This window comes from Acidobacteriota bacterium (assembly GCA_003225175.1).
Lineage (GTDB): Bacteria > Acidobacteriota > Terriglobia > Terriglobales > Acidobacteriaceae > Gp1-AA112.
The window spans coordinates 1-11432 of sequence record QIBA01000025.1 but is presented as its reverse complement, the minus strand read 5'-3'; the positions used below and the strand labels follow the sequence as shown (position 1 = coordinate 11432).

The window sequence follows — 11432 nt, the reverse complement described above, 5'->3', positions numbered from 1 at the left end:
TTCTGGAGACAATGTTTTCGCAGGCTACGCATTGTCGATGCCCGGTTCCCATCCGGCAACAACAGTGTCGCTGGCAGGCGGGAACGTGCAGACCGACGTCTCCTGCCCTGATGGCAGTTCCTACACCCTCAGAGTTCCGTTCCCGAATCAGTCCTATTCGATTGCAGCCAACGACAACGCGTGGTGGCCGGCAAGCAACCAGAACAGCCCACTTGTCTATCAAGGCTCGGCAACGGCCAGCGCTTGCAGTGGCAGTGTTACGAAGAACGCCTACTTCAGCGCGCTTGGAGTAAGCTCCGGCGCCGGAAATCCTGGGGGACCTGGGTTCCAGACCACCGACACCACCGATCCTCTCAATGTCAGGTTCCACTGCAGCGACAACGGCGCCGGCGGCAATTGGAGTCCGACGGCAACTGTGAACTACGGCCCGCAATAGTGTCGGTCGTGCCGTTGGGCTGGCCCGTGAAGGTGTAGGTGCGGCCGAGGATCTCCCCAGATGTTGGAGTGGGTGGAGGACGCGTTTGGGATCGGCATCTCGGACCGGGCACATTCCGGTGGGACTCCTCGGTTTTGGGTTTCCGGTGGGAGCCCACGAATACATCCGTGGCAGAGAGGGTTCAAGCCTCGTGAACGTCTGCCGTCACCGCTTTATTTCGGTGGGCTCTTTTGGATAAGCCGTCGAAAACTCAAGCGTCCATCACCCTGGGTGGCAATGTACAAGAAGACAAAACAATAGAGAACGGCGAGCTCGCCCCGGTTCACAATGGGCCAGAACCCGCGCGAGGCATGAGCTTTGAAATATGCGACCGCCATCTCGCCACTCGCGATGAAGGCGGCAATAGCACTGAAGAATCCGATTGCGACAGCAATTCCGGCGCCGAACTCGATTACTCCGGCAAGAGCCCCTTGTATATCATGCAGCTCCTTCCTTCCGCCCAGAACGCCAAAGAGTTTCTGTGCGCCATGGCAGGCGAAGAGGAAGCCTACAACGATGCGCATGACGGAGTAGACGATATCCGAAAAATTTCGCACGATTTCCTCCAAGAGCTTCTAAAGAGCGAGCGCAACCACACGGATTTTACGTCCAGCCAGCAGCAATCCAAAGCGCGAGAGAGCCGGCAATGCCGAAGCGACGTCAATTGGGTAGCGCGGCATACCATGTAGGGATCGCAGATGGGGTCGTGTCACGGGCTTCTTGGAAACCACGTTGAGCCCTGCGCGAAACAATTGCAGAACCTGTTTCAGAAGAGGAGGCTAGGAACTCTTCTTAAACGCAAACTGATTGATCGTCAATCACGATCACTTTCGTTGTGCGAGCTGCCCATAATTGAGCACAGCAACGAGCACGGTTCCACCGATAACGTTACCCATTGTCGCCCATAACAACCACCAAAAATAATGCATAACTGGCACCGAACCTTGCAGAACTGAGGTGAGGATTTCCGTGCTGCCCACGATGCAATGCGTGAAATCACCCAGCCCGAGCAGCAAGGTCAGAATCCACACGACGGCAACCTGGCCAGTGGTCCAGTGGCTTGCTTCCACGAGCCAGGCGATTAGCGCCATGAGCCATCCAGCCACAACCGCACTCCAAAATAGATGTCCAATGGAGCCCTGAGACGCCTGGGCCCCCATTGAGACCACCGCTGCGATGACTCCGGTTTTGACCGCGGTTGTGCGCACAAACAGTGTCGCAAATGCCAGAGTGCCCGCGATATTCGCGAGAAAAACTATGGCCCAGAGCCTCAAAGTGTTCAGTATCTCCCCTCGTTCTTTGAGAACTACCGCGATCGGGTAAAGCGTGTTTTCCGTAAACAGTTGGGAGCGTCCGATGATGACGGTGACAAAGCCGATGGGATAGAACAGCTTTCCAACAAAAGACGCCCAAGAGCTCTGGCCAAGAAAAGACTCGGCAAATGCAGTTGCCAACGGGCTGAGTCCAATCGTCAGACCTGCGATCAGACCCGAAAATAACAATGCAGTGGAGGATCGCTCCAGCTCTTCTTGCCCGCTGGCGTAGGCTGCGTCGAAAATCTCATCAACCGTCAGCCTGGCTGTCTCGTCGATGAGGTGCTGCTTTTGAGCCATATTGTTGAGTGTCCTCCGAGAGCAAGCAGCAATTGGTTAGATGATGCGCCTAATGGAGAAACCAAAGAAACAACATTCCAGCCAATGCCGTTCCAAACGACAGCCATGCCACATAGTCGCCGGGATGACCGCTATGCGCTCTTCTAAGCCACTCATTGCCGAGTTCAAGGTTACCCGTGAAATTCGCCGCCTTTCCTAACCGCTTGCGGAACACGCTTCCCAGCGCAAGAAGAAAGGAAGCGACCAATGCCGCGCAGGAGCGCCAGATTGAAGATTCAAGACTCTCAGTTGGAGAACTTCCAATACGACTGACCTGCAGGTTTTCCAGTACGCTGCGTGCGTAACTGGATTGGTCTGTAAAAGTACGGGCGTTTTCTTGAAGCGTGTTTCGCAGATGAGGAACAAAGGCAATCGCAACGCCGAGCGCGATAAGCAGAGCAGCAGGAATAAACATGACTGCCGGAGTGTGTTCGTGCCGCTCCTCTGTTTCAGGTTTTTCTTCAATTCGCGATGATTCGTCGGTTGGCGCAGGTTCACCCCAACCGAAGAAGATTCTGAATGCGACACGCAGCACTGCGGCACTGGTCAGAATCTCAGAGAACATGAAGATGTACGCCAGCCAGTTCTGCTGCGCCTGCTTGGCTGAATCCGAAATCATGCTGTCGGCAAGAAGCGTACCGAACGGCGGCGCACCCACCAAACCCCATGCTCCGAGAATGAATAAACCTGCCGTGAACCACATTCCGCGGCCGCAACCGTGCAGATGATCTTCACCGATCTTCTGCAGGCGATGCAGGACGATGCCTGCACACAAAAAGAGCCCACCCTTGATTACTCCATGGGAGAGCACATAAAGCAGAAATCCTCCCAAGGCACCGGGAATCAATAAGCCCACGGCGGCGAGCATGAGTCCGGAATGCGCGATGGTAGAGAACGCCAGCAAGCGTTTCAGATGATGCTCGGCGTAGCACATCACTGCCCCTATCACGGAAGTGATAGCCGCCATCGTCACAAGGATCGTACGCAATGCGTGCTCGTGCGCTGCAAGAGCGTGTGCAAAGACCGTCCAATAAACACGCGCGAGGGCATAGATCCCAAGTTCCACCATGACTCCGGAAAAAAGCACACAAACGGGACTTGGCGCCACGGCGTGAGCGTCAGCAAGCCAGAAATGAAAAGGCACGATCGCCGCTTTGACCAGATATCCAACCAGGATCAACAGAAAGGCGAGCAGCACGAGCGCATCCGCATGTGAGCCGAGCGAACGTCCGACTTGTGCGAAGTTCAGTGCGCCAGTCCGGGCATACAACAACGCGATGCCCATCACAATCATGAAAGCCCCGACGGTGTTTACGATTGCAAAATTGAAGGCGCCCTGCAGCGGCGCAGGCTCGAGTGTTTTTAGCCCACAGAGCGCAAAGGCAGAGACGCTCATCAGTTCAAAGAAGACGAACAGATTGAAGAGATCGCCGGTATAGCTGAAACCGCACATAGCCGCCAGGAAGAGCAGCATCAAAGGCTGAAAATGGTTTTCGGTGTCCTCGAATATCTTCCAGGAGAAGATCAGCGCGGCCAGCGTAAGCACCGCAGCCAATAAAGCGAGTGCTGCTGCGACTGTATCGATGGCGAAGCATATGCCGAGAGCCACGCCGCCGGCCCGCGGCCACCAGTTCCCAAACCAGTACACTTGCGGCTGAACCCAAGTGCCGCGGAGAATCAACGCGGTGATCCAAACGCTCGCGCCCGCTGTGGCAATAGCCAGAAGGTCGGAGGTACGTCGTCCAATCCACTCGCCGGTCAGCGCGATGAACGCGGCTACGATCAGTGGAATCGCAATCGGAAGTGGAATGATTGCCGTGCTCATTAGCCCATCAGGAACCGCAATTCCTCCGGATCAACAGTTCCCGCCAGTTCGTTGGCTTTCACTACCATGGAAAGCAGCAGGGCCATAACTGTGGCTTCAACTACGATGTCCGTCAGCATCAGGGCTTGCACCAGCGGATCAACGACGGAGGTACCAACGGGAATATCGGCAAAGACGGGAGCGGTGCCACCAGCTTTGTATCCAAGCGCGAGCAGCAAAACGTAGGTAGAGGTTTGGAGAACGGCGACACAGACTACCTGGTGGACAAGGTTCTTGCTCGTGACGATGCCGTAAAGTCCCCAGAGAAATATCCATGCGGCAATGGCGTATGGCAGATAGGCCAGGATCATGGGCTTTTCCTAAGACGCTCTTCAATGATTTCTTTCAAGTAGCTCTGCATCAACAACACAAAGCCGCCTGCGATTTCCATCCCGACGCAGATGCTGATAACGGAGATCGTGCCTGATGAGAACAGGTCGCCGGTGGTGCCGAGAGGAATGATGTTGGTGAGGAAATGCGTGCCGAACACGATGGCAGCGGTTCCGATGATTGCATACCCGGCAGCTCCGCCACATTCCGCCAGTTTCACCAGAGGACTTGCGATGATCGCTTCAAACGTTTTTACATCGCCTGATAAATAGACGATCAGCGGAGCCGATGCGAGAATCACACCGCCTTGGAATCCGCCTCCGGGCGTAAGTTGCCCGTGCGTGGCCATATACAAACCGAAAACAATCATGGTCCCAACCATCGCCTGCATACTGACGCGGAGCGTGTCAGAGACCGGTAACTCATCTTCGAGTTTTACTGCGCGTTTTTGTTCGTCGTCGTCCTCTCCTGTAGGACGGAAAAGAAGCAATACCCCGAGTACAGCGGCGAAAAAGATGAATTCCTCTCCTAACGTGTCAAATGCGCGATAGTCGTAGTTGATCGCATTGACGACATCAGTTGCGTGTCGCTCATAAACTGCGACCTGCGTCACAACGTTTCCGTATGGCCCGCGATAGTCGCCGAGCGGCGGCAGATCGCGAAGTCCCAGAACGAAGATCACCACCAGACCTGCCGCAGAAATCAAAAAGAGGAGTTTTCGATGGCGGGAATTCATTTGTGCTTTCCACGCTCTCGCCTGAGGTTCTGGCGGCGCATTTTCGTGAGCGCCAACATGATCATTAGCGGCAGCATCACAGCTCCAACCGTGATCTGCGATAGCGCAACATCAGGCGCTTGAAAGATGAGGAACATCAGCGCACATAACAATCCATAAAAGGTTAGGCTGACCACCTGTGACTTCGGATCGCGAGTCAACACCACCGACGGAGCCACACCGCCTACCAGGAGCAAAATCATCCATTGCAACAGTCGCATCAGCTTTGCTCCGGTCTGACCTCTTCATCGTCAGCGCTTATAGGCACTTCTTCGCCGGCTGCGGGATGCCAATCTGGAGTCTCCGCGATCCGAAACGCACGCGCGGCCGCATGTGTCACGACGCTATTCATGCCCACCAGCACAAAGACGACCAACAAGGCTTTGAACGATTCCGGTTTGAATCCCCGCTGAAGAAAAATGGCGGCGGCGATTAAGGATGAACTTAGCGAAGCTGGCGGAGAGATGTAGTGCATGCGCTGATATGGGTCCCGAACGCGCATCATTCCCAAAACGGATATCACTGTAATTAACACCGCGGCAGCGAGAAATACGTCGATGGCAATGGACTTCATCGCAGATGGCGCGCGAAGAAACGGGCGAACACAATTCCACTCCCAAACGACATTAATGCCAGCGCGATGGCTAAATCCATCAATGGCATGCGGCTGAACGCTAACGTCAGCAGCATCATTAATAATGTGATCACCACATCGGCCATGTAGAAGGAGACGAGACGCTGCCGCGGATCACCTTTTGCCGATATCCAAGCCAACGGTATGAGGACAAACATCATCGCTTGGGCCGCGAGTTCCCAACTTTTCATTGCTCAGCCCCCAAGCCTTGGCTCATTTTCGGTACTGTACTGCGCTCGATCTGATGAAACAGCATTCTCCGGTCGCTGGTATTGATCCCCAAAACAATGAAATTGGGAGCGATGGTGGTGTAGGCGACGGCCAGTACGCGACGGGCGGTAGCGCGAGGATCTTTTTTCTCTCCCGCATGAAACGATGCCACGCGGAAGAGAGAACGAGCAGACTTGATGCCGAGCAGATCCTTAGCCGCGACCACGGCAATTTCCCAGGTGCCGCTCAGCACGTACCAGGGGATCCTCCAGATCGCAATCAGGTTGCAGGCGCTCGGCGAAAATAGGGCCGGATATTGAACACCGATTACCAGCATTCCACTCGTCGCAAGCAGTGCTCCCACCGCCCCAATCATCAGTTCGTGTACCGCGAACGTTCCCGAAAAAACGATCCAAAACACATAAAAAATCGGGAAACCCAGACAGATCAGAGCAGTCATTTCTCGTCGCATATTGCCAACCTATGGCAATCCAGCTAAATAGAGAACTGAACTCATGCTGCGGTTGTATGTAGCGAGATGATCCTTTACCGAATCTACTCAAGCGGTGCTCTTTCGTTTTGACGCGCTTGCCTGTTCTGAAGGATGAGGGGCAACAGATGAAAAGCTCCTCAATTCCAAAATAGTGAGTGGCTGGCGTGGGCGGTTCGATTCCGTCCCTGGCCGCCATTTCTCTTGCGCGAGTCTTAGCCAGCCATAGCGTTAGATCGCAGATATCATTCCCAGGTAGAGCAACGGATTCAGCATGAAACTGGCCGAATTCACTGCTGTGTGCGGAACAGCGAATTTATCAGCGAATTTAACAGCGAATTTTTTCTAAGAAGGTGGGCGAGCAACGGACAATTCCGCGCAACCGCCTGCTGCGTCAGGGATTACGGAAATTCGAGTTTTTCTCCGCCACAAAGAACAGTGAATAACAGTGAATAAGCAGTGAATTGTGAAATTCGCATCCGTTGCTCGTGCCAGCGTCAGGTGCTTGCGACGAGCACTCTCCGGCAGCCGCGCGAGTTCCAAAATGAAATTTCTCGTTGACTCGCAATCTTGACTCGTGGTAGCACCGAACTAAGTTCGGTGCTGAGGCAGGTTCGGTGCTGAGCGATGGCCGCTCCGGACAGAACGAAAGCCCAGCGCGCGGCTGGAGCCTATTCCCTTCCCTTCTTATTCCAGCCACTCGTCAGAATGCCTGCTGAGCGTGTCTAAGAACTCTCATCCTGAGCCTTCGCACATCAGGCCGGAGGGCCGAATACGGATAGCCCAGGACGAAATGCTGCGTCAGGAAAAAAAACCAGAGCTCCGGAGGAGCGGCAGTCATCGCAAACCTACACAATCCTCCCTAGGCTACGAAGCGGTGACTGTCCGGGCCCATATCGAGCACGAGGAAGTCCGCACACCAGGCCCGGAGGGCCGAAATAGGATAGCCCAGCATGAAATGCTGGGCAGATGTAGTAGATAGACCCGAGCTCCCGAGGAGCGGCACTCATCGAAAACCTATCTCGGAATAAGCCAGGTATCGTCCTTGCCGAATCGATGCTTGGTGGAACTCGAGTCCACCCAGATGTGATTCACGTGAGTGCTCCAGCGCCCGCTTTACGATTTGTAAGCTCTTAGTGCTTGGCTACGCCGCAAAGTAAGTTCATGCTGTTGATCTGCAGGCAGACATTGGCCACACGGATCCTGAGCACCTCGAAAGGTCACATGAGAGTTTCAGTATTTTGCGGTACGAGCGTCGATGGGTTCCTTGCGCGCCCCGACGATACATTCGACTTTCTGGACACACCTGGAGCTGGGCCACACGGGTTCACCCAGTTCTTCAACACCGTGGACGTGGTTGTACTCGGCCGGAGAACCTTCGAGGTGGTGCGCAACCTTGGGCACTTCGGACTTTATGGCAAGAAGCAAATCGTGGTGCTGAGCAGCAAGCCACTCGATCTTTCGTCCATCAAAGCCAGAATCGAGCAAATGTCAGGCACGCCGCAGGAAATTGTCAGGCAATTAGAAAAGCGCCGATTCAAACATGCCTATGTCGATGGAGGCATCACTATCCAACAGTTCCTGGCGGCTGGGCTGGTTGACCGCATCACCGTGACCCGCGTTCCGGTACTGATCGGACGGGGGATTCCGTTGTTTGGGCCGCTGCCCCACGATATCCATTTGAGACATGTGGCGACGCGGTCTTACAAAGGCGGGCTCGTTCAGAGCAAATACCAAGCTAAGCGTCTCGAGCCGCGTGGGATATCCAGCAAGCGACGACTGGTCCGGTCAGGAAAGCGGATGAGAACGAAGTAACTGCGCGGGGCGGGTGCGCCATAGTATTCCCATTTTGGTTTTACGCATCAGAACGCCACTCCGACTTCTGGAAATTCGATACTGCAGCAGAAACAAGAAAGCTGGGCCATCCGCCTCTGCTGAAATGCTATCTTTTACCCGCAAAGGAGCATGCATGACTCCGCTCAAACGCAACGCCCGGATCGCAGGGCTTCTGTATCTCACGCTTCTGACTGCTCCCCTGCGCCTCATTTACATTCCCAACAAGTTGTTTGTCGCCGGCAATGCGAGCGCCACGGCCAACAACATCGCCGCCCACGAGACACTTTTCCGCCTCGGCATGCTCAGCGATTTGTTCACCGCGACCATGGCCATCTTTCTCACGCTGGCACTCTACCGGTTATTCAAGGGAGTGGACGAAGGACTGGCCCGGCTGGTGGTCATCCTGGGCGCGCTGATGGTCACGCCTATCTATTTCTTCAACACCGTCAACGACGCCGCTGCGCTGCTGCTCGCCCGCGGCGCAGACTTCCTCTCCGTCTTCGACAAGCCACAGCGCGACGCGCTCGTCAGGGTCTTCCTCCGCATGCATGGCCAGGGAGTCCTCGCCAACGAAGTCTTCTGGGGACTCTGGCTGTTCCCCTTCGGTCTGCTGGTGTACAAGTCGCGCTTCATTCCCCGCATTCTTGGCGTCTGGCTCATGCTCAACTGCTTCGCCTATCTGGCAACCAGCGTCACCGGCATCTTGTGGCCGCAATACGAGCAGAGAGTGTCAAATTGGGTCTTCCCAGTGATGCTCGGCGAGCTAGCTATCATGTTGTGGCTAATCATCGTCGGCGCGAAGGAAAGACAGCCCCTGGCCACTACCGCGTGAATGGTCGTTGTTGGTTTTACAGGCTGCGGAAAAATGCTGTGAATTTCTTTTTGCGTTCGTGTCAGGACATCGACTTTCAGCGGGGTGCCCGACAGGCGCGTCGCACCGTGCTCCGCCGAGTGCGCGAACATCGACGAACTGGAACTCCTGAAAACAAAAACAACTACGACCGAAATAACACACATCCTTTAACCGCGCCCTCGCGAACACCGCGCGAGAACGGGCTATGCAGCCGTCTACAGCCTTGCGCGTTCCATAGCACCGGTTCCCGCTAATTCCCGCGCAAAATAAACCCCTCTGAGGTGGAGGGGTCCTATTCGACAAGCTTTGAAGGTTCTGTACTACGCTACATCTTCGCGTTTTTCGGGCTTCTTCTCTTCGCCCGTTTGCCCGGGCTGCCGCCAGGCCTCTTGGCCGGGCTGACGCTGCCCTTGCTGCCCGCTCTGACCGGGCTGTCGCTGTTCCTCTTGTTTCTTACCTTGTTGTCCCTCGGCGCCTTCGCGCTCTACGCGCTCAGACTGATTGGGTTTCTTTTCCTGATCCATAAATCACTCTCCAGTCCTTGGTATTCAGGGGAGTTAGTATTTAAGATGCCTCGGTATAAGCTCCAGGATGGGCACTCTTCCAGCCGCTGCTCTCGTTTTGGAACACCACTCCAGGCAAAACCCTCCTTTATAGGCGATTCGGAGGAACTCAATCCGAGTCGCACGGGTGCCCCGTCCTTTATCTATGACTGCCCGCTTGACAAAGCGCCTCTACTCACAGTAATTTCTGTCATTACAGAATAAACCGTAATATAAGACAATGCCCTTATCTCCCATCGAACAAAGATTTGTCCTGCACTGGGGCGAAATGGGAACGCGTTGGGGTATCAATCGCACCGTGGCCCAGGTTCATGCCCTGCTGTTTCTTTCTCCCAAGCCTTTGCATGCTGAAGAAATCGCAAACACCCTGGAGGTCGCTCGATCGAATGTGAGTACCAGTTTGCGTGAATTGCAGGGCTGGAGAATCGTGCGTCTCGCACATGTGCTCGGCGATCGCAGAGATCATTTCGAGTCCGTAAAGGATGTTTGGGAGATCTTCCGCATCGTTGCTGAAGAGCGCAAGCGGCGGGAGATTGACCCCACCCTGCGCGTACTCCAGGACTGTGTCAGTGAACTGAAAAGAGCCGGAGCCGGCAGCGCCTACACGCGGGCGCGCCTGCAGGAGATGCTGGAGTTTCTCACGAGTACTTCAAGCCTGTTTGAGGAGTTTGTGCATATGCCGATTATGACTCTGCGCGGATTCGCGCGCTTGCGCGGAAAATTAAAGGGCTTGATCGAAGGCGTCACGAAACCTTCGGCTAAGTGAGGATGACAAGATGAAGATTCGATTCAGCGAACTGTGGCGGCTCAACGGAACGGTAGATCGGGGAACCTACGCTCTGGTCGGCGTTCTGGGTTTCGCGCTCAAACACAATATCGATCGTCTTGTTGCCGCGTATGGATTTCATCGGGGCTGGAGACTGTTCAGCTACTGGCTGCCGCTGCGCGATGTAGCACGGATTACCGATCTGCGAAGCAACCAGGCTGCTTTTCTCGGGACGATGGTGGCGATCGCCCTTCCCTTTGTCTGGGTTGGCGTGGCGATGACGATCAGGCGGCTTCGGAGCGCGGGGCTGCCTTCTCAGCTGGTAGTACTTTTCTTCTTCCCATTTGTGAACCTGGTGTTTTTTCTGCTGCTCTGTCTTATTCCTGAGCGTGCTGCCCGGCTGATTGATCAACCGACGTCGGTGTCGTCGTTCAAGCAAATGATTCCAGAGAGCGCATTGGGAAGCGCAGCGGTGTCACTTATATTCACGGTCCCGCTCGGCCTGGCCATCGCCCTGCTCGGCGCACAGGTACTGACGAACTATGGCTGGGGGTTGTTCGTGGCTTTGCCCTTCGCCCTTGGTTTGGCGGCCGCAGTGATTCATGGACAGCCGCAGCCGCGTAGCATCAAGAGTTGCATTGGGGTCGCATGCCTCTCCACCGCGCTTCTCGGAGCGGCGCTACTGGCGCTCGCTTTCGAAGGTATGGTGTGCCTGGTCATGGCCATGCCAATTGCGCTTCCGCTCGCCGCGTTTGGGGGAGCCTGCGGATACCTCGTGCAGCGGCGGCCTTCCATCCAAGCCGGGGCCCCGGCATTCCTGTCAGTCCTGCTTATTTTTGTTCCCGGCGTACAGTGGACGGAACACGCGATGGCGAGACCGGCGGCTACGTTTGTGGTCCGCTCGACAATCGACGTACAAGCATCGCCGCAGCAGGTTTGGGATCAAGTGATTGCGTTCAGTGAAATCCCGCCACCACAGGAATG

Annotated in this window: 15 protein-coding genes; 5 read left to right on the top strand and 10 right to left on the bottom strand. The window is 55.3% G+C overall.

The window, feature by feature from the left end:
- The first annotated feature begins 37 nt into the window (after positions 1 to 37).
- The gene (locus DMG62_00945) at positions 38 to 436 is read left to right on the top strand and encodes a hypothetical protein (GenBank protein PYY24886.1); all 399 of its coding nucleotides are present in this window, start codon (positions 38 to 40) and stop codon (positions 434 to 436) included.
- 212 nt (positions 437 to 648) lie between these two features.
- Here the strand turns inward: DMG62_00945 and DMG62_00940 are convergent, their stop codons facing one another.
- From DMG62_00940 to DMG62_00900, 9 genes are all read right to left on the bottom strand, one after another.
- Positions 649 to 999: a DoxX family protein gene (locus DMG62_00940; GenBank protein PYY24890.1), complete on the bottom strand. Its 351-nt coding sequence runs from the start codon at positions 997 to 999 to the stop codon at positions 649 to 651.
- 300 nt (positions 1000 to 1299) lie between these two features.
- Positions 1300 to 2067 (bottom strand): formate transporter, encoded by a 768-nt coding sequence (locus DMG62_00935; protein PYY24889.1) that lies wholly within the window; start codon positions 2065 to 2067, stop codon positions 1300 to 1302.
- Positions 2068 to 2137: 70 nt separating this feature from the next.
- Complete coding sequence (locus tag DMG62_00930; GenBank protein ID PYY24885.1) at positions 2138 to 3952, bottom strand: NADH-quinone oxidoreductase subunit D; 1815 nt, start codon at positions 3950 to 3952, stop codon at positions 2138 to 2140.
- Positions 3952 to 4296, bottom strand: coding sequence for a dehydrogenase (locus DMG62_00925; GenBank protein PYY24888.1), 345 nt, complete (start codon positions 4294 to 4296; stop codon positions 3952 to 3954). The genes DMG62_00930 and DMG62_00925 overlap by 1 nt, the downstream gene beginning before the upstream one ends.
- A gap of 2 nt (positions 4297 to 4298) precedes the next feature.
- Positions 4299 to 5057: a hypothetical protein gene (locus DMG62_00920; protein ID PYY24884.1), complete on the bottom strand. Its 759-nt coding sequence runs from the start codon at positions 5055 to 5057 to the stop codon at positions 4299 to 4301.
- A complete protein-coding gene (locus DMG62_00915) occupies positions 5054 to 5317 on the bottom strand; it encodes a hypothetical protein (GenBank protein PYY24883.1) in 264 nt (87 codons plus the stop codon). Before DMG62_00915 ends, DMG62_00920 begins: the two co-directional genes overlap by 4 nt.
- Positions 5317 to 5670, bottom strand: coding sequence for a hypothetical protein (locus DMG62_00910; GenBank protein ID PYY24882.1), 354 nt, complete (start codon positions 5668 to 5670; stop codon positions 5317 to 5319). The genes DMG62_00915 and DMG62_00910 overlap by 1 nt, the downstream gene beginning before the upstream one ends.
- Complete coding sequence (locus DMG62_00905) at positions 5667 to 5921, bottom strand: hypothetical protein (GenBank protein PYY24881.1); 255 nt, start codon at positions 5919 to 5921, stop codon at positions 5667 to 5669. The genes DMG62_00910 and DMG62_00905 overlap by 4 nt, the downstream gene beginning before the upstream one ends.
- Positions 5918 to 6400, bottom strand: coding sequence for a hypothetical protein (locus DMG62_00900; GenBank protein PYY24880.1), 483 nt, complete (start codon positions 6398 to 6400; stop codon positions 5918 to 5920). Before DMG62_00900 ends, DMG62_00905 begins: the two co-directional genes overlap by 4 nt.
- A 1254-nt stretch (positions 6401 to 7654) precedes the next feature.
- On the opposite strand from DMG62_00900, the gene DMG62_00895 reads away from it, so the two are divergent.
- A complete protein-coding gene (locus DMG62_00895) occupies positions 7655 to 8245 on the top strand; it encodes a deaminase (GenBank protein PYY24887.1) in 591 nt (196 codons plus the stop codon).
- A gap of 154 nt (positions 8246 to 8399) precedes the next feature.
- A complete protein-coding gene (locus DMG62_00890) occupies positions 8400 to 9098 on the top strand; it encodes a DUF4386 domain-containing protein (GenBank protein PYY24879.1) in 699 nt (232 codons plus the stop codon).
- Positions 9099 to 9439: 341 nt separating this feature from the next.
- Here the strand turns inward: DMG62_00890 and DMG62_00885 are convergent, their stop codons facing one another.
- Positions 9440 to 9643, bottom strand: a complete 204-nt coding sequence (locus tag DMG62_00885) for a hypothetical protein (protein ID PYY24878.1) — start codon at positions 9641 to 9643, stop codon at positions 9440 to 9442.
- Between the two features lie 259 nt (positions 9644 to 9902).
- On the opposite strand from DMG62_00885, the gene DMG62_00880 reads away from it, so the two are divergent.
- Positions 9903 to 10448, top strand: a complete 546-nt coding sequence (locus DMG62_00880; protein ID PYY24877.1) for an ArsR family transcriptional regulator — start codon at positions 9903 to 9905, stop codon at positions 10446 to 10448.
- A gap of 10 nt (positions 10449 to 10458) precedes the next feature.
- The coding region (locus DMG62_00875) for a hypothetical protein (GenBank protein PYY24876.1) at positions 10459 to 11432 on the top strand (974 nt) is incomplete at its 3' end.

What these genes read in the sequence shown, in the direction of transcription:
- DMG62_00945 (PYY24886.1), top strand. Translation starts at nt 38, where the DNA reads ATGCCCGGTTCCCATCCGGCAACAACAGTGTCGCTGGCAGGCGGGAAC.
- DMG62_00940 (PYY24890.1), bottom strand. Translation starts at nt 999, where the DNA reads ATGCGCATCGTTGTAGGCTTCCTCTTCGCCTGCCATGGCGCACAGAAA.
- DMG62_00930 (PYY24885.1), bottom strand. Translation starts at nt 3,952, where the DNA reads ATGAGCACGGCAATCATTCCACTTCCGATTGCGATTCCACTGATCGTA.
- DMG62_00920 (PYY24884.1), bottom strand. Translation starts at nt 5,057, where the DNA reads ATGAATTCCCGCCATCGAAAACTCCTCTTTTTGATTTCTGCGGCAGGT.
- DMG62_00915 (PYY24883.1), bottom strand. Translation starts at nt 5,317, where the DNA reads ATGCGACTGTTGCAATGGATGATTTTGCTCCTGGTAGGCGGTGTGGCT.
- DMG62_00910 (PYY24882.1), bottom strand. Translation starts at nt 5,670, where the DNA reads ATGAAGTCCATTGCCATCGACGTATTTCTCGCTGCCGCGGTGTTAATT.
- DMG62_00905 (PYY24881.1), bottom strand. Translation starts at nt 5,921, where the DNA reads ATGAAAAGTTGGGAACTCGCGGCCCAAGCGATGATGTTTGTCCTCATA.
- DMG62_00900 (PYY24880.1), bottom strand. Translation starts at nt 6,400, where the DNA reads ATGACTGCTCTGATCTGTCTGGGTTTCCCGATTTTTTATGTGTTTTGG.
- DMG62_00895 (PYY24887.1), top strand. Translation starts at nt 7,655, where the DNA reads ATGAGAGTTTCAGTATTTTGCGGTACGAGCGTCGATGGGTTCCTTGCG.
- DMG62_00890 (PYY24879.1), top strand. Translation starts at nt 8,400, where the DNA reads ATGACTCCGCTCAAACGCAACGCCCGGATCGCAGGGCTTCTGTATCTC.
- DMG62_00885 (PYY24878.1), bottom strand. Translation starts at nt 9,643, where the DNA reads ATGGATCAGGAAAAGAAACCCAATCAGTCTGAGCGCGTAGAGCGCGAA.
- DMG62_00880 (PYY24877.1), top strand. Translation starts at nt 9,903, where the DNA reads ATGCCCTTATCTCCCATCGAACAAAGATTTGTCCTGCACTGGGGCGAA.